At 54.5% G+C, this 20,456-nt stretch carries 18 protein-coding genes; 10 read left to right on the top strand and 8 right to left on the bottom strand.

Features of this window, described 5'->3' with window-relative positions:
- Window positions 1-7 precede the first annotated feature (7 nt).
- The 5 genes from BQ5361_RS03790 to BQ5361_RS03810 all read left to right on the top strand — a co-directional run bounded on the left by BQ5361_RS03790 (window position 8) and on the right by BQ5361_RS03810 (window position 5,417).
- Complete coding sequence (locus tag BQ5361_RS03790) at window positions 8-595, top strand: K(+)-transporting ATPase subunit C (protein ID WP_074021965.1); 588 nt, start codon at window positions 8-10, stop codon at window positions 593-595.
- A gap of 217 nt (window positions 596-812) precedes the next feature.
- Window positions 813-1,556, top strand: coding sequence for a hypothetical protein (locus BQ5361_RS03795; protein ID WP_022063515.1), 744 nt, complete (start codon window positions 813-815; stop codon window positions 1,554-1,556).
- A 5-nt stretch (window positions 1,557-1,561) separates the two neighbouring features.
- On the top strand, window positions 1,562-2,674 hold the full coding sequence (locus BQ5361_RS03800; protein WP_022063516.1) for a sensor protein KdpD: 1,113 nt from the start codon (window positions 1,562-1,564) through the stop codon (window positions 2,672-2,674).
- A 3-nt stretch (window positions 2,675-2,677) separates the two neighbouring features.
- Window positions 2,678-4,393, top strand: a complete 1,716-nt coding sequence (locus BQ5361_RS03805) for a sensor histidine kinase (protein ID WP_035473228.1) — start codon at window positions 2,678-2,680, stop codon at window positions 4,391-4,393.
- 88 nt (window positions 4,394-4,481) lie between these two features.
- Complete coding sequence (locus tag BQ5361_RS03810; RefSeq protein ID WP_035473230.1) at window positions 4,482-5,417, top strand: DUF1848 domain-containing protein; 936 nt, start codon at window positions 4,482-4,484, stop codon at window positions 5,415-5,417.
- Between the two features lie 441 nt (window positions 5,418-5,858).
- Here the strand turns inward: BQ5361_RS03810 and floA are convergent, their stop codons facing one another.
- The 6 genes from floA to mtaB form a co-directional block, all read right to left on the bottom strand.
- Window positions 5,859-6,827 carry a flotillin-like protein FloA gene (floA, locus tag BQ5361_RS03815; RefSeq protein ID WP_022063519.1) on the bottom strand — a complete coding sequence of 323 codons (969 nt, stop codon included), beginning with the start codon at window positions 6,825-6,827 and terminating at the stop codon, window positions 5,859-5,861.
- Window positions 6,828-6,893: 66 nt separating this feature from the next.
- Window positions 6,894-7,379: an NfeD family protein gene (locus BQ5361_RS03820; protein WP_022063520.1), complete on the bottom strand. Its 486-nt coding sequence runs from the start codon at window positions 7,377-7,379 to the stop codon at window positions 6,894-6,896.
- Between the two features lie 35 nt (window positions 7,380-7,414).
- On the bottom strand, window positions 7,415-8,968 hold the full coding sequence (locus tag BQ5361_RS03825; protein WP_035473231.1) for a hypothetical protein: 1,554 nt from the start codon (window positions 8,966-8,968) through the stop codon (window positions 7,415-7,417).
- Window positions 8,969-8,999: 31 nt separating this feature from the next.
- Window positions 9,000-10,445 carry a TrkH family potassium uptake protein gene (locus BQ5361_RS03830; RefSeq protein WP_257526588.1) on the bottom strand — a complete coding sequence of 482 codons (1,446 nt, stop codon included), beginning with the start codon at window positions 10,443-10,445 and terminating at the stop codon, window positions 9,000-9,002.
- Window positions 10,442-11,185, bottom strand: a complete 744-nt coding sequence (locus BQ5361_RS03835; protein ID WP_022063523.1) for an MCP four helix bundle domain-containing protein — start codon at window positions 11,183-11,185, stop codon at window positions 10,442-10,444. Before BQ5361_RS03835 ends, BQ5361_RS03830 begins: the two co-directional genes overlap by 4 nt.
- Before the next feature lie 147 nt (window positions 11,186-11,332).
- Window positions 11,333-12,637: a tRNA (N(6)-L-threonylcarbamoyladenosine(37)-C(2))-methylthiotransferase MtaB gene (gene mtaB, locus BQ5361_RS03840; RefSeq protein WP_074021978.1), complete on the bottom strand. Its 1,305-nt coding sequence runs from the start codon at window positions 12,635-12,637 to the stop codon at window positions 11,333-11,335.
- Between the two features lie 156 nt (window positions 12,638-12,793).
- On the opposite strand from mtaB, the gene BQ5361_RS03845 reads away from it, so the two are divergent.
- The 5 genes from BQ5361_RS03845 (at window position 12,794) to BQ5361_RS03870 (ending at window position 18,798) form a co-directional block, all read left to right on the top strand.
- Window positions 12,794-13,636, top strand: coding sequence for a metal ABC transporter permease (locus tag BQ5361_RS03845; RefSeq protein ID WP_035473361.1), 843 nt, complete (start codon window positions 12,794-12,796; stop codon window positions 13,634-13,636).
- Window positions 13,620-15,116 carry an LptF/LptG family permease gene (locus tag BQ5361_RS03850; protein WP_022063526.1) on the top strand — a complete coding sequence of 499 codons (1,497 nt, stop codon included), beginning with the start codon at window positions 13,620-13,622 and terminating at the stop codon, window positions 15,114-15,116. The genes BQ5361_RS03845 and BQ5361_RS03850 overlap by 17 nt, the downstream gene beginning before the upstream one ends.
- Window positions 15,097-16,329 (top strand): bifunctional 3,4-dihydroxy-2-butanone-4-phosphate synthase/GTP cyclohydrolase II, encoded by a 1,233-nt coding sequence (locus BQ5361_RS03855; protein ID WP_022063527.1) that lies wholly within the window; start codon window positions 15,097-15,099, stop codon window positions 16,327-16,329. The genes BQ5361_RS03850 and BQ5361_RS03855 overlap by 20 nt, the downstream gene beginning before the upstream one ends.
- 15 nt (window positions 16,330-16,344) lie before the next feature.
- Window positions 16,345-17,328: a methionyl-tRNA formyltransferase gene (fmt, locus tag BQ5361_RS03860; RefSeq protein ID WP_035473232.1), complete on the top strand. Its 984-nt coding sequence runs from the start codon at window positions 16,345-16,347 to the stop codon at window positions 17,326-17,328.
- 930 nt (window positions 17,329-18,258) lie between these two features.
- A complete protein-coding gene (locus BQ5361_RS03870) occupies window positions 18,259-18,798 on the top strand; it encodes a hypothetical protein (protein WP_143047492.1) in 540 nt (179 codons plus the stop codon).
- Window positions 18,799-19,120: 322 nt separating this feature from the next.
- Here BQ5361_RS03870 and BQ5361_RS03875 read toward each other — a convergent pair whose 3' ends face one another.
- The gene (locus tag BQ5361_RS03875; RefSeq protein WP_022063532.1) at window positions 19,121-19,666 is read right to left on the bottom strand and encodes a 2-oxoacid:acceptor oxidoreductase family protein; all 546 of its coding nucleotides are present in this window, start codon (window positions 19,664-19,666) and stop codon (window positions 19,121-19,123) included.
- A gap of 25 nt (window positions 19,667-19,691) precedes the next feature.
- A complete protein-coding gene (locus BQ5361_RS03880) occupies window positions 19,692-20,453 on the bottom strand; it encodes a thiamine pyrophosphate-dependent enzyme (RefSeq protein WP_022063533.1) in 762 nt (253 codons plus the stop codon).
- Window positions 20,454-20,456 lie beyond the last annotated feature (3 nt).

Genomic DNA, 20,456 nt, shown 5'->3' on the forward strand with positions numbered 1-20,456 from the left:
ATAAGAGATGAAAAATTTGTGGATTTCCATAAAGATAACCCTTGCGATGTGTGTCCTGCTGACGGTCGGTTACGTCCTGATACTGCGCCTGACGGCGGCTGTGGCGTCGCCTAACGACGGCGAAGCCCCGACGGTGACTTTCGACGGACGGGTGGTCGGTGCGGCCAACGTGGGACAGCAGTTCACCGACGTGCGCTACTTCTGGGGGCGTCCTTCGGCCGTGGATTACAACGGTTCCGGTTCGGGCGGCAGCAACAAGGGTACGACGAACGAAGAATATCTGGCCGAGGTGGAGCAGCGTGTGGAGGATTTCCTCGCCGCGCATCCCTACCTTTCGCGGGAGGAGGTACCCTCCGAGATGGTTACGGCGAGCGGTTCGGGACTTGACCCGGACATATCGCCCCGAGGCGCGGAGGTACAAGTTCGCCGTGTGGCACAGGCCCGCGGACTGGACGAGGGGGTCGTACGCAGTCTGGTTGATTCGCTGACGCAGCGTCCGTGGCTGGGCCTGTTCGGTACCGAGAAAGTGAATGTGCTCAGACTCAATATTGCCCTCGAAAAGTTGCAGCCCAACGTTACGCTCGAACATAAATGAATCAGGAAGCGACCTTTGAACAATGTTTTTCCGTTAGTCGCCGCATATGCGGCAGGCAGATGCCGGCGGCCGTCCGTACAGCGGAGGAATTTCCGCTGAGGGGGACGGACGGTCCGTCGGTTATGCTGCCTTCCTGCGGAAAGCGGACGGCTACGGATGGAAAATGAAACAGAAAACGATAAATGGATTTTTGAAAGCTATGAAAGTAAATAAGGTAATGAAAAGGTGGATATGGGCCATGGTGGCCGTATTCGTAGTACTCTTCTCCATAGACGTGTGTGCTCAGGAGAACGAACGCGGAGTACGTTTCGGTGGAGGTGCCGATGTAGTGAGCGGATATATCTGGCGCGGTGTTTGGGAAGCGGGGCCCAGCATCCAGCCGACACTGGTGCTGTCGGCAGGCAACTTCTCGGCGACTGCATGGGGCTCGGTGGATTTCGCTTCGACGAGTTACAAGGAGATGGACCTCACGCTCGCCTATGCACTCGGTCCCGTGACCGTTTCGTTGGCCGACCTCTATTGGGAGGGGAGTGCGGCAGACCGAAACACTATCGGCCGTCGCTATTTCCATTTCGGTGCCGATTCGCCCCATCGGGTGGAACTTGGAGTAAGCTGGTGCATTTCGCAAAAAGTCCCTCTTACGCTTGCATGGAATACGGTACTGTTCGGCGCAGCGGACGTGAACTCCAAAGGTAACCGCGCCTATGCGACTTACGTGGAGCTCTCCTATCCGTTTGCTGTCAAGGGGGTTGATATGAAGGCCGGCATCGGCATCGTTCCCTGGAACGCTTACGGCACCTATGGTATCGACAGGGACTTTTACGTCCAGAATGTTTTCCTGAATGCTGGAAAAAGCTGGACGGTGGCCGGTTCGCTCCAGTTGGGACTTTTTACCTCGCTCAGTTGGAATCCTGCCCTGGAAGATGTTAATTTTGTGGGAGGCATATCCCTGAGGATGTAACGGAGATGGATAAACAAGACAGTGTACAGCGTTTTCTGGAACTCATACGGCGTTCGCACCGGGGAAAATTCAAGATTTACATTGGTATGAGTGCCGGTGTGGGCAAGACATACCGTATGCTCCAGGAGGCCCATCAACTGCTTGAAGCCGGTGTGGACGTGCGAATCGGATACATCGAGACGCACGGCAGGCCCGATACGGAAGCTCTTCTCGAAGGGCTTCCGGTCGTGCCTTTACGCAAACTGTTTTACAAGGGGAAGGAGCTGGAGGAAATGGATACGCAGGCCATCATCAATCTCCATCCCGAAATCGTCATCGTGGACGAACTGGCGCACACCAACATCGAGGGGAGCGGCAATCCGAAACGGTGGCAGGATGTGATGCAGATACTCGAAGCGGGTATCAGCGTTATCTCGGCGGTGAATATCCAGCACATCGAGGGACTGAACGAATCCGTGCAGGAAATTACGGGCGTAGAGATACGGGAGCGTATTCCCGACAGCGTACTGGCCATGGCGGATGAAGTGGTGAATATCGACCTGACCGCCGAGGAGCTTATCAATCGGCTGAAAGCCGGTAAGATATACAAACCCGACAAGATAAATGCCGCGCTCAATAATTTCTTTACGCAGGATAACATCCTGCAACTGCGCGAACTGGCTCTCAAGGAGGTGGCCATGCGGGTAGAGAAGAAGGTGGAGAATGAAATCACGGCGGGTGACAAACCGCACCGCGACCGGTTGCTGGCCGTCATCGACTCGTCCGAGAAACGCTCCCGGCGGGTGATACGCAAGACTGCCCGTATGGCGACCCACATCAATGCGCCCTTCTCCGTACTCTACATACAGAGTGACCGCGAGACGGCGGACCGGATACCGCTCGCCAATCAGCGGTATCTGATAAACAACCTGAATCTTGCATCGGAACTCGGCGGCGAGATACGCAGGATACATTCCAACCGACCGGTGGAAACCATTCTTGAGGTATGCCGCGAACAGAAGGTGAGTTTCGTCTGCATCGCGCGTCCCGAATTTTCACCCGTAAAAGGGATACTCGGATTCTGGAAACTGACGGGAAGGCTTTCCCGCATGAATATAGACCTTTTAATCTTATCGTAGGCTATGAAGATACAGAAGAGGCTTACATTGGGAATCGGCGTTCTGTTCGCCATGATACTGTTGCTCGGCGTGCTGTCCACCAGTTATGTCCGGCAGCTTTCGCAGGCTACGAAAACCATACTTGCCGACAATTACGCGTCGCTGGAGTATGCGGCCGACATGCTCCGTTCGCTCAACGACATCGGGGAGGATTCCGTTTCGCGGCACGACCTGCGGCAGAGTCTCGCCATGCAGCAGCGGAATATTACGGAAATCAATGAGAAGGAGATTACCTCTTCCCTCGAAAGGCATGTGGCGGCGTTGAGCGACTCCGTCACGGAACAGGAACTGCAACTCGTGCGCGAAGACCTGCTGCGCATCATGGAGGTCAACATGGCGGCCATCCGTGCAAAGAGTGCGGGCGTGGAGGAACGGGCCGACCAAGTGATGTGGTGGCTGATAGTGATTGCCGCCTTGTGTGCGGTTATTGCCGGAGTGTTCCTCGTGTGGTTTCCCAAGGTAATCGTGAGGCCGATAGACGAATTGAAGAAAGGAATAACGGAGATAGCCAACCATAATTACGACCAGCGGCTCGACTTTTCGGGCAATAGGGAATTCGAGTCCGTTGCTGAATCGTTCAACGACATGGCGGCCCGGCTCGACGAATACCGGCGCAGCTCGCTGGACGATTTGATGATGGCCAAGAAGCGTATCGAGGCCATCGTGAATTCGTTGCACGAACCCATCGTCGGGCTCGGTCCCGACCGTACCATCCTGTTCATGAACCGGGAGGCGCTCTCCGTACTCAATCTGACGGACGATGTGGTCGGACGCAACGCGACCGATGTCGCCCTTTCCAACGACTTGCTGCGCAGGCTCGTCCGGGAACTTTACGGCGATGCGAAGCCCGAGAGCAGGGAGCCGTTGAAAATCTATGCCGACAATAAGGAAAGTTATTTCCAGATGGAGAACGTGCCGCTCTATATCACGCCTATCGGAAAAACGGAATGTGAATTCATAGGCAATTTGATTATTCTGAACAATATTACACGATATAAGGAACTCGACTCGGCGAAAACCAACTTCATATCCACCGTGTCGCACGAGATGAAAACGCCCATATCATCCATCATGATGAGCCTGCAACTGTTGAACGACGACCGTCTCGGTACGTTGAACGGGGAACAGAAGCAGCTGGTGGAGAGCATCAAAGACAGCAGCGACCGGCTTCTGGAGATAACGGGCGAACTGCTCAACATGACGCAGATAGAAACGGGCAAACTGAAGCTGCATCCCAAGATTACGAAGCCTATCGAACTGATTGATTACGCAATAAAATCCACACGGGTACTGGCCGAAAGGTTCTGCTGTTTCGTGGAAGTGGATTATCCGGAGAAGATTTCCAAGATTTTCGTGGACAGCGAGAAGATAGCATGGGTCATTACGAATCTGCTCTCCAATGCGATACATCATTCGCCCGAACGTTCGCGCATCATCGTGGGAGCCGTGCAGCACGACAAGGCCGTAGAAATATACGTTCAGGATTTCGGACGCGGCATCGACCCGCGCTACCACAAGAGCATTTTCGAGCGTTACTTCCGGGTACCCGGGACAAAGGTGCAGGGCAGCGGTCTCGGCCTGGCCATCTCCAAGGAGTTTGTGGAGGCGCACGGCGGAACGATTAGCGTCGAAAGCGAGATAGGTAAGGGCAGCCGGTTTTCGATAATGCTTCCCGCATGACCGGTACGATTTTGTCCGGACGGCCCTGTTTGCAGGAAAGCTGGTGCAGGGACAATTCGACAACGCCCTTTTACGTTCATTGTGCACCATGATAGTAAGTGCGAGCAGGAGAACGGATATTCCGGCGTTTTATGCGCCGTGGTTCTATAACAGGTTGAAGGAGGGGTACGTACTCGTACCCAATCCATTCAATCCGCGTACGGTAAGCCGGGTCGGCCTTACTCCCGATACGGTGGACTGCATCGTTTTCTGGACGAAGAATCCCGCTCCCATGCTGGACGGATTGGAGCGGCTGAGAGATTACCGGTATTATTTCCAGTTCACGCTGAATCCATACGGCCGGGATATGGAACGTAACCTGCCGGCATTGGAAGCGAGGCTCGGTACTTTCCGGCGGTTGGCGGAACGGATAGGCCCGGAACGTGTGATATGGCGTTACGACCCGGTACTGCTGGGAGGTGCTTACGATATTCGGTTCCATACGGGGGCTTTCGCCGCGCTGGCCGCCGGATTGAAGGGATATACCGAGAAGTGTATGATAGGATTCCTCGACTTTTATCGCCATATTCGCAAGGTCATGGATGAGGCTGGGGCAGGGGCTCCGTCTCCGGAGGATACGGAACGTCTGGCCGCTGCTTTCGGGGATACGGCTGCGAAGTACGGCATCTTACTCGAAACCTGTACATCCAAAGTGGATTTGCGGCGTTTCGGCATCCGAAGCGGTTGTTGTATAGACAGGGAATTGGCGGAGCGGCTGACGGGGTATCCGCTCTCCGCCCGGAAAGATGGCGGCCAGCGCGGCGTATGCAACTGTGCGGAGAGTATCGATATCGGGATGTACGGAAGCTGCCCGCACGGTTGCACGTATTGTTACGCTGTAAGGGGCGGTGCGGCAGCGGCGGCGAAGAGGTACGGCATGCACGATATTCACTCTCCCATGATGCTGGGATATCCGCGGCCGGAGGATACCATTCGAGAACGTACCGCAGAGAGTCTGCGGAAAATACAGGGAAAGTTGTTCTGAATGCCGCGGCGGCCGGCTTGATACAGACTGTCCGGCGAAGACTTGTTGCAATCTGCGGTTAGACGAGAAATTTCCGTAACCGATTCCTATGGACGGCATAAAGGACGGTATCGGCCGCTGTGAGGGCCGAGCCAGGTATCAATACGAGACCGATGGCCAGAAATACGATACCGAGTGTGAGCGATGCCTGTCAATTCCGGATAGCACGGAATACTGGCTGACATTGTAAACGATTACTCTCTCCATAATCCTTTTGAGTTTTAAGTGGAAACTGCAGGGAGGAGAGCAGAAACATGTCCGGCTGCAAAAACGCTGAAAAGGCGGCAGTTATCGGTCTCTTCAGCCTTCATCGGAACGGTCGGGCCGGAAGACAAGGAACGGGTAACGACAAGGGAATACCGTGCCGCAGCGGTATTCCCTTGTCGAACGGGATGGCATTTGCTATTTTTTCTCGGGCTTTGCTATGCTTTCGCGCATCTGCGTATCGGCCTGTACGTTCTGGAGTCTGTAATAGTCCATGATGCCGAGGTTCCCGCTCCGGAACGCTTCGGCTATCGCAAGCGGTATTTCCGCTTCGGCGAGTATTACTTTGGCCCGCGCTTCCTGTGCTTTGGCCTTGTTCTCCTGCTCATGCGCTACTGCCATGGCGCGTTTCTCCTCCGCTTTGGCCTGTGCGATGTTCTTGTCTGCATTGGCCTGGTCAATCTGAAGTTCGGCGCCGATGTTCTTCCCTACGTCGATATCCGCTATGTCGATGGAGAGAATCTCGAATGCCGTTCCCGCATCCAGGCCTTTTTCGAGCACTACGCGGGAGATGTAATCGGGATTTTCGAGTACGACCGTATGCGATTCGGCGGAGCCTATCGAAGAGACGATTCCCTCTCCGACGCGGGCGAGCACCGTCTCCTCGCCCGCCCCTCCGACAAGCTGCTTGATGTTGGCACGAACCGTAACCCTCGCCTTGGCGATGAGTTGGATACCGTTCTTGGCGACGGCCGACACGGGCGGAGTATTGATGACTTTCGGATTGACCGACATCTGGACCGCTTCGAATACGTTCCGGCCGGCCAGGTCGATGGCGGATGCCATCTTGAAATCGAGATTGATGTTGGCTTTCTGTGCGGATACGAGTGCCTGGATGACGTTCGGTACATTGCCTTTCGCCAGATAATGCGCCTCGAGTTCATTCGGGTTCAGATGGAGCCCTGCTTTCGTTCCGGTTATCATCTCATTGACTATCAGCGTAGCGGGAACCTTGCGCCAGCGCATCAGTATAAGCTGCAGAAGCGATATCCTTACACCCGACAGCAGTGCCTTGAACCACAGTCCGACGGGGACGAAATAGAAAAGCAGCCAAAGTAGTACGATGACAACTACGGCAACCGCGATGATGAGTCCGATATTTTCCATAAGCATTGTTTGGTATTTGGGTTTGTCTTTGTCCGTTCGTGTCGATGTTCGGGAACGACCGTTCCGTTATGCCTCCTCTTCTGCGGAACGTGAGAGGGGTTTTACCACGACGGTGAAGTTGTCGAAACCGATGACCTCCACTTCCCTGTGCGGGTCGATGTAGACGTCGATGGATTTGGCTTCGTAAGTCTTGCCGTTCAGCATCACTTTGCCGCCGGGGGCGAGCCGTGTGACGGTCGTTCCCCGGTCGCCAGCCGCGATATGCTCCTTCTCGGGCGACGGCTGCGAGGCTCCGTCTATGTTGTTGTGCAGGGCAAGCCGCTTCCATGTCTTTGCTCGCAGCCCCATTGCCAGCATGATGACCGACAATACGAGTACGGCCGCCAGCGCAATGAATCCCCCGGCATTGCCGTATTTCACGAACGCTTCATAGATGCCGAACCCGCAGGAGATGAGTGCGCCTATGCCTGCGACCGTAATGCCCGGGAGCAGGAATACCTCCACGCCGAGCAGAAATATGCCGAGTATGATGAGAATGATTACCAGTGCCATGATGTATTTTGTTTAAAATATCCGATTGATTCGGGCTACTGGACGGCGACTATTCGAATTGTCAGTCCCGGTTCCACGGTGTCGATATCCTGTACGAGCGCTTCGGCCAGTGTTTTGTTGTTGAACGAACCGACCACGAACAGGGGTTCGCCCGTTTCCGGGTCGGCCGTGCGCGAAACCTCTTTCCCGGCAGCCTGTGTCGATATGACGTCGCGGACGACGCGGCTCAGGCTCTCTCCGGCTCCGCCTATCTCTACACGGTAGCGTATTCTGGTGGACGGTTCGGTCACAGCGCTTCCGCTCTCGGCACCCGGCGCGGCGTCGTACAGACCGTCGTGCCATGCCACCACCCGCGGGTTCCGGAATCCCTGCCGTTTAAGCCGGGCCGCCGCCTCTTCCGCTTCGGCATAGGTCGCATATCCTCCGGCATAATAGTAGTGTTTCCGGTCGGCTTTCGTCTCCTGCGACAGCGGATAGACATTCCTGAAGACCGATACGGGCTGCGGTCTCGAATAGGCGCCTAACAGTATCCGGTACATCGAACCGCGTGGAAATATCTCTACCTGCGGTACCTGGTTGATATTCGCATATCTCGCAGGCCGCACAATTTGGGCATCGGCAAAATCGTAAAACATGCGTTCGCGGGTGTCGAGCACGGGCAGGAAATAGTCGTCGATATGGCTGGTGGGAGGGGTGAGGCTGTTGAGCGAATCCGCCGCCCCGGTCAGTCCGGCCCGGTCGGCTATCCGTATCTCGTATCCGGCTATCAGCAGTTTTTGCAGGGCATACCGTGCGACCTCTTCATACATATACTCCCCTTCGATTTCCGCCTCCAGCAGGAGCATGTTGTTCATCTGTTTCTCCTGTACCGCAAGGATATCGCCCTCGCCGTTCTTGTCGAGCACATAATTATAGGCATAGACCTTCGTATCGAAGACGCTTTGCCAGAGGTCGCCGATAGCGGGTGCCAGGCGTTCGTTCTCCGCCGCCAGTGCCGTTATCCGTGCATGGAGACTGTCCGCCTGTGGGCCTTTGACTGCGACATGATAGACGGGAAGCAGAAGCGCCATCTGGTCGTAATTCTCCTGCAGTTTTCCTATCAGCTCAGCCACTTCGTTCTCTTTCTTCTGTGCTGCGAGCAGTTGCCTGTAATCGGCTGCGGAAAGGTTGTCGCGGAAATAATCGTTGTCCACCAGCATCGTTTTCCCGTTGTCCGCAGCGGCAGTGGCGGCAGGCATTACCGGAAGACTGAAGCCCTGTTCGCGTTCCATACGGGCCATCGTCTCCGATAGACTTTCCAGGTCTGCCCTTACGTCGAACAGGGCCTGTTCGAGTTCCACGATATTGGCGCCGAGCGCCTCTTTCCCCGGCGAATCCGACGAGAAAAGCTCCCGTGCTTCATCCAGCCGTTCCTTGAGACGGGCTTCCTTTCCCGCCAGTTCGTTGCGGCGCATGGCAAGAGAGTCGTAACTGACCGGGGCCGGCTGCTGCACAACGGTCTTCCGCCCTTTGGCCGGTCGCTGTGCCGCCAGCGTCAACGGAGCCAGAAGCGACAGCAAAAGAAAATATTTCAGTACTCTCCGTTCCATAAGTCTTTCCCAAATTGTAAAGTCCTTGCGGTTATACCCACCACTTTATCATGAACAACTGAATAAGTCCGAATATCTCCAGACGTCCGAACAGCATGAGTGCAGTAGACGAGAACTTCATCACTCCCGGCATCGCTGCAAAACTCTCCATCGAACCGACCTCTCCGAATCCCGGCCCTACATTCCCCATACAGGTGGCAGAGGCGGTCAGCGAGGTGATGAAATCGACTCCGCAGGCGGTATTTATCAGTGTCCCTAAGATAATGAAAAGGAAGTAAACGGCAATGTACAGCATGGCGAAATTTATCGTGGACTCCTCCTGCGTTACGCCGTTGAGCTTGATGCGCAGCACGGCGTTGGGGTGTTGCTGCTGCCGGATACGGTTGCGCAGCACCTTGAACGAAAGCAGGATACGGTCGCATTTGATACCTCCGGCCGTTGAACCGGCACATGCGCACTGCAATGTGAAAAAGAAGAGTACGGTCATGGCCAGCGGAGTCCACAAATTGGTGTCTGCGGTTGCGAATCCGGTAGTGGTCAGTACGGTGACTCCCTGAAACAATCCGTACCGCAAGGCGGTGGCAAAAGAGCCGTATGTGCCTGAAAGCCAAAGGCTGAGTGTAATGAGAAAGACGCCGGTCGCTGCACAGAGAAAATAGTAGCGCGTCACTTCGGACCGGAACAGGTTGTTCCTGCTTCCGGTCAGGGTGGAGTATATCAAACCGAAATGCAGACCGGAAACGAAGGTAAAGAAGACGATAACCAGCTCAATCCACAGGTTGTCGAAATAGGCGATGCTCGCATTTTTGGTACTGAACCCGCCGGTGGAGATGGCCGAAAAAGCATGGTTCACCGCATCGAACCAGTCCATCCCGGCGATGCGGAGCATCACCGTGGCCATGGCTGTCATGCCCACGTAAACGAAAAGCAGGATATAGACGATTTTCCGTGTCTGAAAACGATAATTGTCCTTGGCCAGTGTGGACAGCTCCACGCTGTAAAGCGTCATCTTCGTCTTGCCGAGCGAAGGCAGGATGGCGAGTGCGAACATGACGACGCCGATACCGCCTATCCAATGCGTCGCCGAACGCCAGAAGAGCAGTCCGTTAGGCAGCGATTCCACATCGGTGAGTATCGTGGAACCGGTCGTGGTGAATCCCGATACGCTCTCGAACCAGGCATTGACGAAGTTGAACTCCCCGCCATAGAGCAGGTAGGGGAAAGTGCCCACGAAGCAGGAGAGCAGCCATGCACCGGTCACGATGCAGTACCCCTCCTTGGCATTTATCTGTTCTCTGCGGCGGACGAAAAGGGTGGGGAACATACCGAGTATGGCTGTCAGCAGAAAAGAGAGGAATAGCGGCGTGAAACCGCTGTCCATGCCGTTTATCCACGAAATGCCCGCCGAAAGGAGCATAAAGGCAGAATCGAGCAGCAGTACGGCACCGATGTATTTCAATACCAGTCCGGTCCTCATTTCGGTTCGGTCTTTTTCCGTTCCACCAATTCGTCTATCATCTCCTTGAGTCCCTGTATTTCATCGTCGTTGCTCTCGAATTTCGGGGCGAACGGTATTCCGTGCGACAGGTAGTTATGCAGTGATTTGTGGATGCGTATTACCGGGCGCACGTAGTAACTGTCCACGAAAAAATAGAACATCAGGACGATGATGATGGCTATCATGAGCGTCAGGATACTGGGCGTGATGGTCTTGTAGACGCTCTTTTCGAGCATCTGCGCCCGGGCCGGTATGGAGTTGGCCGGAGAGGTGAGGTACTCCTTGAGCGTTTCGTCGAGGTGGTAGTAGGCCTGCATGTAGGTTGCGAGGAACCAGTCGAGGTCTTCCGTGCCGTCGTCTGCCAGATGGGCAGTCACGACCTCTTGGTATTCGCGGTCGGCCACCCGGACTGCGGCCAGGTCGGATATATCCTCTTCCGTTACCGAAGCGGCCTCCAAGGCATCGTAAAAAGCCGTCCGGCCGAGTTCGTATCCCGCGTCGGGGGTCGTCGCATCCGAGAATATCATACGCAATATCGCGCTGTTCTGGGACTGCAGGGCGGTCAGCATACGGTCGGCCAGTTCGGTGTTGCGCATATTGAGGGCCACTATCTCTTCCGACTGGTTGCGAAGCCTTTGCAGTTCATAGACGGATACAGCCCCCGCCAGCAGGAGTACGAGGGCGAGGCTGATGAAACCTATCGAAATTTTCTTGCGCATGGCAACGCGTTGTTGTTGATGATTCTTACGGCAAATATAACATATAATTCGATGAAAAAGAAGACGGATACCGGACGTTACTCCGGTTCGGCCGGTTTTGCGGACAGTATTCGTGCCGACGGCTTTTTCCGTACGGCATTGCGGGAGTCATCGTTCCGGCAGTGAGACCGGAACCGTTCCGTCGGCGTCGGGCCGGCCAAGCCGTACGGAACACAGTTCGTTCACGCGCGTTCGGTCGTAGGGGGCTTTGCAGCGTATGTAGTTGCCGGTGTATCCGTACATCATGCCGCCACTGCCGCGTCCTTCGAACAGTACCTCGGCCGAACGTCCCTCGTATGCCTCGCAGAAACGACGGTGAAGTGTCGAGCAGAGTGCACCGAGCCGCTCGGCCCGCAGGGTTTTCACGTCGTCGCGCACCCGGCCGGGCATGTCGGCCGCGGGCGTGCCGGGGCGTTCCGAGAAGGGAAAGACATGCAGGTAAGCAGGAGCGAGCGATTCGAGCAGGTCGTAAGTCTGCCGGAAATCCTCGTCCGTCTCACCCGGAAAACCTACGATGACATCCACGCCGATGAAGGCATCAGGCATGCTGCTGCGGACCGTTTCGATGCGGTTGCGGAAAGTTTCCGCCCGGTAACGTCTGCGCATCAGGCCGAGAATACGGTCCGAACCGCTTTGCAGCGGAATGTGGAAATGGGGCTGGAACTTGGCCGACGCCGCGCAGAAGCCGATGATGTCATCGGTCAGAAGGTTCGGCTCGATGGAAGAGATGCGGTAGCGTTCGATGCCCGCCACCCGGTCGAGCGCCGTGAGCAGGTCAGCGAACCGCTCGCCGGTAGTCCGTCCGAAATCGCCTGTATTGATGCCCGTTATCACGATTTCCTTTCGACCCGAAGCGGCGATTCGCTCCGCTTCCTGCACGAGGTCGGCGACGGGCATGTTGCGGCTCGCTCCGCGGGCGTAATGTATCGTACAGTAGGAGCACTTGTAGTCGCAGCCGTCCTGTACTTTCAGGAATGCACGTGTACGTTCGCCTGTGGAAAAAGCGGCGAAGAAGTTGGTCAGTTCAGCCGTGTCGCATGAATAGATGCGGGCGCCCGACTTGCCGCCGAGAGCGGCCACCCGGTCGAAAAGCGTTCCCTTGTCGCGGTTGCCCAATACGAGGTCCACCCCTTCGATGGCGGCCAACTCTTCGGGCCGAAGCTGGGCATAGCAGCCCGTGACGGCGATGATGGCCTGCGGCGCTTCGCGGTGAAGCCGTCGAATCAGGTTGCGGCACTTCTTCTCGGCATGTTCCGTCACGGCACATGTATTTACCACGCATATGTCCGCTTCGGCGGCGTGACGGACGGTCGCATAGCCGCCCTCTTCGAATTGCCGCGCGATGGTGGAGGTTTCGGAGAAGTTCAGCTTGCAGCCCAGCGTATGGAAACTGACTTTTTTCGGCGAAGGCATCTTCATTTCATCTGTTTCGGAGTGCGAAGTTACGAAAAAGGCGGTAAAGCGTGAAATAAAAGCACCGCCGGTCGCTGTCGTGCGCATTGCTGGCGATTTTTCCGTAAATTTGCATTCCGCAGAGCCGCACCGACGGTTTTGCCGGAAGAGACGGAGATGGATTTTTTCAGGGCACTTTACGAATACGGCTTTTTGCAGCATGCCATGGCGGCCGCGGTGCTTTCGGGTATCGTCTGCGGTATCATCGGCACCTATATCGTGGCCCGTCGCATGGTCTTCCTGAGCGGAGGAATAACGCATGCCTCGTTCGGCGGGATAGGCATAGCCTATTATTTCGGTCTGAACCCCATTCTCGGCGCGCTGGTATTCGCCGTGATGTCGTCGCTCGGAATCGAGTGGGGGGCACGGAAGGGGAAAATCCGCGAAGATTCGGCCATCGGCATGGTCTGGAGCTTCGGCATGGCTGTCGGGGTTATATTCGTCTATCTGACGCCGGGTTATGCACCCAACCTGATGAGTTTTCTCTTCGGCAATATCCTGACCGTGACGACGGCGGATATCGTCGCTTTGGGGTGCCTGGTCGCTGTTCTGCTCCTGCTGGCATTCTGTTTTCTGCGGACGGTGATGTACGTCGCCTTCGATGCCCAGTTCGCCCGGAGCAGGGGGGTAGCGACGGGAACCGTATCGTATGTCATGGCGGTATTGGTGGCGCTCGCAGTCGTCTTCTGCATCCGGAGCGTAGGCATCGTTCTTCTCATCTCGCTGCTCACCGTTCCGGCGGTCATCGTCAACTCCTTCACCAAATCCTTCACCCGCATGGCTGCCTGGTCCTCGGTCGTTGCCGTAATAGGCAACATCGCCGGACTGTACCTCAGTTACGTCATGGATATTCCCGCCGGAGCCGCTACAATATTTCTGCTGGCGCTTACGCTTATAATTATAAAACTGCTACCTTTGCGTAGCCGAAAAACCGTGGCGTATAGTGAAAACCCTCGATAAGTTCATCCTGAAGTCATATATAGGGCCGATGATTCTTACCTTCTTCATCGTGTCGTTCATATTCCTTATGAACTTCCTGTGGCTTTATATCGACGACCTTGTCGGGAAAGGACTCGACTTCGGCGTCATCCTCGAACTGCTGGGGTACGCGTCGGCTACGACCATCCCCATGTCGCTACCGCTGGCTACGCTTCTGGCGGCTATCATGACAATGGGCAATCTCGGCGAAAACAACGAACTGCTCGCCATGAAATCGGCGGGAATATCGCTTCCGCGCATACTGGCCCCGCTGACCGTCCTTGTTGTCTTCATCGCCATAGGCAGTTTTTTCGCCTCCAACAACCTCGTGCCTTATGCCTGGAAGCAGATGAACGCACTCATCGCCGATATCCGTCAGCAGAAGCAGACCATCGAATTCAAAGACGGAGCCTTCTTCAATGGTATCGACGACATGAGTATCCGGGTTGGGCATCAGGACCGGGAAACCGGTCTGTTGAATGATGTGCTGATATACGATACGCGGAATCAGTCCAAAAACGGAACGATGTCCACCACCATAGCGGATTCGGGTTACATCCGCCTCTCGGACGACAAGAAATACCTGCTTGTAACACTCTATAAAGGCGAACGTTACGAGACGCGGCGCGACTATCAGTGGTACAACGAAAGCCAGTTCACGCAGCAGACCTTCGATATGCAGAATGCGGTCATTCCGTTGGAGGGTTTCGATTTTGAGCGCAGCAGCAGCGACCGCTTCAGCCACGGGACGCAGACACAGTCCATCGCGCGGCTCGAAAAGGATATCGATTCGCTCAACATCGTCGTGGCGCGGGAGATGGCCCGTTCCTACGAACCGCTCCTGCGGAACAACCTGCTCCAGTACGACCCTGTGGTCATGGGGATGATGGACAGTGTCAAGACGGATTACTCTTACCGCAGGCCGGAGCCCGTGTACGAAAGGCTGGATTACATGACGCTGGTACAGCGCAAGGATATACTCAACAATGCGCTGATGAAGGCGAAGAACTCAAGAAACGCGATAAACTACGAAGAGGACTCCTATAAACAGAATCTGAACAACCTCTACCGTTCCGAAATCGAATGGCACCGGAAAGTGTCGCTTCCCGTATCGGTCATGATATTCTTTCTGATAGGCGCTCCGTTGGGGGCCATTATCCGGAAGGGAGGGCTGGGGATGCCCGTGGTGGTGTCGGTACTTTTCTTTGTGGTGTACTACATCATCAGCATGTCCGGCGAGAAGATGGCGCGCGACGGCATCAGTACCGCTTTTCAGGGAATGTGGCTGTCGTCCTTCATCCTGCTGCCGATAGCGCTTTACTTAATTTACAAATCGACGAACGATTCCAATCTCTTCAACATGGATTGGTACAGAATACAATATGCCAAACTCAAAGAGTGGGTCGGCAGAAAAAGACAACACAGAAAAGAGAGCAAAAAGCATGGAACAAAGGAAGCTTAATACCGTAGAGGAGGTCCTCGAGGATTTCCGCCAGGGTAAGGTCGTCATCGTAGTGGACGACGAAGACAGGGAAAACGAAGGCGACTTCATCGTGGCAGCCGAGAAGATAACTCCGGAAATAGTCAATTTCATGCTGCATAACGGCCGCGGCGTACTCTGTGCCCCGCTGACCGAAGACCGGTGCCGGGAGCTCGACCTCGACATGATGGTCGGCAATAATACTTCCCTGTTGGGCACGCCGTTCACGGTGACGGTGGACTACCTGCATGACGGATGTACTACGGGTGTGTCGATACACGACCGGGCTGCTACCATTCGCGCTTTGGTGGACCCGAACGCCAAGCCTGAGGATTTCGGCAGACCGGGACACATCAATCCGCTGCGTGCACGCAACAAGGGAGTATTGAGGCGTCCGGGCCATACCGAAGCGACCATCGACCTTGCCCGCATGGCCGGCATGCGGCCCGGCGGTGCGCTTATCGAGATAATGAACGAGGACGGTACCATGGCCCGTCTGCCCCAGTTGCTGGAGATTGCGGACAGGTTCGGACTGAAAATCGTCTCCATCGCCGATATTATCGCTTACCGTCTGAGGACAGAGAGCATCGTCGAAAAGGGCGAAGAGGTGGCCATGCCTACCAAGTGGGGCGAGTTCCGTTTCATCCCCTTCAAACAGAAAAGCAACGGCCTGGAGCACATGGCTCTTATCAAAGGAACATGGGAGCCGGGCGAACCGGTCCTCGTCCGCGTTCACTCGTCGTGTGCAACGGGCGATATTTTCGGGTCCGTCCGGTGCGACTGCGGTGCACAGCTCGAAGAGTCTATCCGTATGATAGAAAAGGAGGGTAAGGGTGCCGTGGTTTATCTGATGCAGGAGGGCAGAGGTATCGGCCTCTGCAACAAAATCAGGGCCTACAAATTGCAGGACGAGAACGGATACGACACGGCGGAAGCCAACCTGCAGCTCGGTTTTGCCGTGGACGAGAGGGATTACGGTGTGGGTGCCAGCATCCTGCATGCGCTCGGCATTACCAAGATGCGTCTGATGACCAACAATCCCACCAAGCGTGCCGGACTCGAAGGATACGGACTCTCCATCGAAGAGATAGTGCCTATCGTGACCGAACCCACGAAATACAACGAGCGTTACCTCAAGACCAAGGAGGAGCGGATGGGGCACAAGCTCGGTCTTTTCAAGCAGGAGCGACACTGAACCGGATATTCCCGTATGGCAGCCAATCCGAAAACCTTGCGTATCGTGTATATGGGAACGCCCGACTTCGCCGTCGCGCCCTTGAAGGCGCTGGTGGAGGGGGGCTATCATATAGTGGCGGTTGTTACCATGCCCGACAAACCGGCTGGTCGGGGACTGAAACTGCAGGAGAGTGCCGTAAAACGTTATGCCGTATCCGCCGGTCTGCCACTCCTTCAGCCGACAGACCTCAAGGCTGAGGAATTCATCGCGGAACTTACTGCCCTGCGTCCCGACCTCGGGATTGTCGTGGCATTCAGAATGCTTCCGCGGGCGGTATTCGAGCTTCCGCGATACGGAACATTTAATCTGCACGCCTCCCTGTTGCCGCAGTACCGGGGAGCGGCTCCGATAAACTGGGCGTTAATCAACGGCGAACGGGAAACCGGCGTCACGACCTTCATGCTGAATCCGCGGATGGACGAAGGGGCGGTCATTGCGTCCCGTCGGGTAGCGATTGCCGACGACGACAATGCGGGAATCCTGCACGACAAACTGATGACGGAGGGCGCACGGCTCGTTACAGAGAGCGTAAATGCCGTGGCGGCAGACGGTTTTCGGCCTGAACCTCAAGCCATGAAAGAGGAGTTGAAACCGGCTCCCAAGATATTCAAGGAGACGTGCCATGTGGATTTTATGGCTGAAGGCGTTCGTATCGTCAATCTTGTACGGGGGGTATCGCCTTATCCTGGAGCATGGGCTATGCTCCGGGAACGTGCCGTTACGGATGGGGTACTTATCCGCGAAGGGAGCGTGAAGTTCTATTCGGTCGTTTTCCTGCCCGATGCGGATGTCGCAGACGCGCCGGGAAGCGTGGCAGTAGAGAACGGTACGATGCGCATTGCCTGTCGCGACGGATATATCCTGCCGCAGCAGGTACAGCCGGCCGGAAAACAGCGCATGGGCATACAGGAGTACCTGAACGGGCTGAAAGTCCGGGGCGAATTGAAGTTCGAATAGGAAAAACCGATGATAACGACGGAACGGCAGCGATTGACTGTCGTTCCGTTTTTTTATGACCTCTGTTTGGCACCTGTCGTCTTGAAAATCTTGCCGTGCTGCCTCTTTTCAATCCTGTTCCCGGTCGGTCATGGCGCTGTTTTGCAGCTAAAATTTTTACGGCATGCAACAGGAAAGACTAATTTCGCATCTATAATAACGAAGCGGATTCCGAACCGGGATTCGTTAGAGAGTTGTATTGTTGGATAACCGAAAAATGTCTCATGATGAAAAAGTTTACTCTTCTCATTGTTTCGTACCTTGTCTGTCTCGTCCTCGCATCCTGCCAAAAGACCGAACCGGAACCGGAATGCAAACTCAAGGATTTTCCCTATGAAATCTTCGAGGTAAAAAAGATGAAACTCTATATCGCCTCCGAGAAATACCATCACCCGGATTTAGATTGTTCGGAAGAAGAGTTATATGCAAGTGACTATTATTACATTATCAAATTTGCCGAAGATCACCCTTGGAGTTGGCATACATGGCCTATACCGACTTTTCTTACGAAAAGGGCTATGAATACATAATTGAAGGTTTGTGTATAGATTATGTTGTGGAAGGAGATATGATTTTCAGAACGTTCCAATGTTGTAAGATTTTGTCTAAACAGAAGAAACAATCTGAAAATTTGCCGCAATAATGGGAAGAATATCTTTCATCCGGCCGGTAGAAACCGGCGACTGCTTCGAAAGGAATGACTTTATCGTACTGGAGTGGCCGTTCCTGGCTGCGAAACGGAACAGGTGTCCCGCAAAAGAATCTTTCATGGGACACCCACTTATATATTCTTTGATAATCCGGAAATTATCATTAAGATTGTATGAGTCGGCGCAGCGGATTTGTGCGCTTTGAGAAGAAAGGGACTATCCTAATTAAAACGTATGAACCATGAAATCACGGACGAAATGGCTGTTTTGCCTCTGCCTGCTGGCGTGGCTATCGACGGGATGCGATTCAAAGTCGGATATAACCATCGGTGACCCTCCGGAAGCAATGTGTACCGAATGGGAAACTCATTACATCTATAAGAATGAATCGTCTTTCGATATCGAAATGGAATACATTTCTTCGAACGGGGATAAGCGGGTGGGAGAATCCGTTCAAATCAAACAAGGCGATAAATATGAATTTATACAGAAGTACAATGCGGGAAGATTTTCTCCTTTGAATCAATTATATCCAGAAGGCAGCATGGTTCGCATTTCCATATCAAACGGAATAGTCGAGGTCATTTATCGTAGGTCTGGGCATCCTACTGACGATTCCAATATATTCGAGGAAAAAGCGTATGTACGGACAACGGAGAAGCAATATTTATTACAGATAACATGCTATACCTATACGTTCACCGATGATTGTTTCAAGGACGGCACACCGATAGGAAATGCCGAAATATCCATTGAGACCGTAGGGGAGAATCGGTCGTAAGCCGTTTCGGACAATGCACGATCTGTCCGAAGCGGATAAGAACCGTAAACAAACTAAACAGGGCCCTGCCGCATCCGGCGGGGCAATTGACTGTATTGCCCGGGAAACTTGTCCTGTTTTTGAAATGTGTATATCCGGAGTATATCCGGGCCCCTTGACTACTGGCTGCAACGGAAGACACTCTTCGGCAGGAGGGAAAACAGACGGATAGGAGGATAAAACAAGAGGTAAGGCTGTCGAGAACAGACATAAAAAACGGGGCCGGATTGTCCGGCCCCGTTTCGCTTATTGCAACAGGCCCGCAAGCCTGCTTTATCGGGAATTACTGAATCTCCTTGATGATGTCCATACCGATACGGATGGCCTCTTCGTTCATCGGGAGCGACTTCCATGCACGTTCCGGAAGCGATTTCTTCAGTCCTTTATAGACATTTTCAAGCGTTACAATCGGACGTACCTTCAGATAACCGCCGAGGATAAGCGTATTGAAAATGCGGGAGTTTCCCCTTTTGGCAGCCTCTTCGGTAGCGTCGATGACATATATCTTGATGTCTTTGCGCTGCGGATGGCGCGTGATGCCGTTCGTGTCGTAAATGAGCACTCCGCCCGGTTTCACCTGGCTTTCGAATTTGTCCATACTCTGCTGGTTCAGAATGATGGCCGTATCGAAAGTCTGGAGGGTAGGCGAACTGATAGGCTTGTCGCTGATGATGACCGTCACGTTCGCGGTACCGCCACGCATCTCGGGACCGTAGGAAGGAAGCCACGAAACCTCGTAGTCCTGCATGACACCCGAATAAGCCAGAATCTTACCTGTGGAGAGCACGCCCTGCCCGCCGAATCCTGCTATAATTAACTCTTCTTTCATAGTTTCTTTGCCGATTTTGAATTAATTAACCTTTGATATCGCCGAGCGGATAGAACGGAACGAGGTTCTCCTCCATCCATTTGTTAGCATCAACCGGGGACATCTTCCAACCGCTGTTGCAAGTCGAAACCATTTCGACGAAGGAGAGTCCCTTGCCTGCGAGGGCGTTCTCGAATGCCTTGCGGATAGCCTTCTTTGCCTTGCGCACGGCAGCGGGGGTGTGTACCGACTGACGGGTTACATAGCATACGCCGGGAAGCGGAGCTATCATGTCGGCAATCTTGTAGGGGAACCCGTGTATCTTCGGGTCACGTCCGTACGGGCTGGTAGCCGTCTTCATGCCCACCAGGGTGGTCGGGGCCATCTGGCCGCCGGTCATACCGTAGATGGCGTTGTTGATGAAGATAACGACGATGTTTTCGCCACGGTTGCAGGCGTGAATCGTCTCCGCGGTACCGATAGCAGCCAAGTCACCGTCACCCTGATAGGTGAACACCATCTTGTCGGGATTGGTACGCTTGATGGCGGTAGCCACTGCACATGCACGTCCGTGGGCGGCCTGCGACCAGTCTATGTGAAGGTAATTGTATGCAAACACCGAGCAGCCTACGGGCGATACGCCGATGGTCTTGTCCTGTATGCCCAAATCCTCTATCACTTCGGCGACGAGGTTGTGGACCGTTCCGTGGCTGCACCCCGGGCAATAGTGCATCACTTTGTCCGTGAGTACAGGCGATTTGCGGAATACCAGGTTCTCTTCCTTTATTTGTACTTCGAATTCAGCCATATC

This window comes from Tidjanibacter massiliensis, from assembly GCF_900104605.1.
Classification (GTDB): Bacteria; Bacteroidota; Bacteroidia; order Bacteroidales; family Rikenellaceae; genus Tidjanibacter; species Tidjanibacter inops.

Coding starts and splice junctions, on each gene's coding strand:
- BQ5361_RS03790 (WP_074021965.1), top strand. CDS start 8: ATGAAAAATTTGTGGATTTCCATAAAGATAACCCTTGCGATGTGTGTC.
- BQ5361_RS03795 (WP_022063515.1), top strand. CDS start 813: ATGAAAAGGTGGATATGGGCCATGGTGGCCGTATTCGTAGTACTCTTC.
- BQ5361_RS03800 (WP_022063516.1), top strand. CDS start 1,562: ATGGATAAACAAGACAGTGTACAGCGTTTTCTGGAACTCATACGGCGT.
- BQ5361_RS03805 (WP_035473228.1), top strand. CDS start 2,678: ATGAAGATACAGAAGAGGCTTACATTGGGAATCGGCGTTCTGTTCGCC.
- BQ5361_RS03810 (WP_035473230.1), top strand. CDS start 4,482: ATGATAGTAAGTGCGAGCAGGAGAACGGATATTCCGGCGTTTTATGCG.
- floA (WP_022063519.1), bottom strand. CDS start 6,827: ATGGAAAATATCGGACTCATCATCGCGGTTGCCGTAGTTGTCATCGTA.
- BQ5361_RS03820 (WP_022063520.1), bottom strand. CDS start 7,379: ATGGCACTGGTAATCATTCTCATCATACTCGGCATATTTCTGCTCGGC.
- BQ5361_RS03825 (WP_035473231.1), bottom strand. CDS start 8,968: ATGGAACGGAGAGTACTGAAATATTTTCTTTTGCTGTCGCTTCTGGCT.
- BQ5361_RS03830 (WP_257526588.1), bottom strand. CDS start 10,445: ATGAGGACCGGACTGGTATTGAAATACATCGGTGCCGTACTGCTGCTC.
- BQ5361_RS03835 (WP_022063523.1), bottom strand. CDS start 11,185: ATGCGCAAGAAAATTTCGATAGGTTTCATCAGCCTCGCCCTCGTACTC.
- mtaB (WP_074021978.1), bottom strand. CDS start 12,637: ATGCCTTCGCCGAAAAAAGTCAGTTTCCATACGCTGGGCTGCAAGCTG.
- BQ5361_RS03845 (WP_035473361.1), top strand. CDS start 12,794: ATGGATTTTTTCAGGGCACTTTACGAATACGGCTTTTTGCAGCATGCC.
- BQ5361_RS03855 (WP_022063527.1), top strand. CDS start 15,097: ATGGAACAAAGGAAGCTTAATACCGTAGAGGAGGTCCTCGAGGATTTC.
- fmt (WP_035473232.1), top strand. CDS start 16,345: ATGGCAGCCAATCCGAAAACCTTGCGTATCGTGTATATGGGAACGCCC.
- BQ5361_RS03870 (WP_143047492.1), top strand. CDS start 18,259: ATGAAATCACGGACGAAATGGCTGTTTTGCCTCTGCCTGCTGGCGTGG.
- BQ5361_RS03875 (WP_022063532.1), bottom strand. CDS start 19,666: ATGAAAGAAGAGTTAATTATAGCAGGATTCGGCGGGCAGGGCGTGCTC.
- BQ5361_RS03880 (WP_022063533.1), bottom strand. CDS start 20,453: ATGGCTGAATTCGAAGTACAAATAAAGGAAGAGAACCTGGTATTCCGC.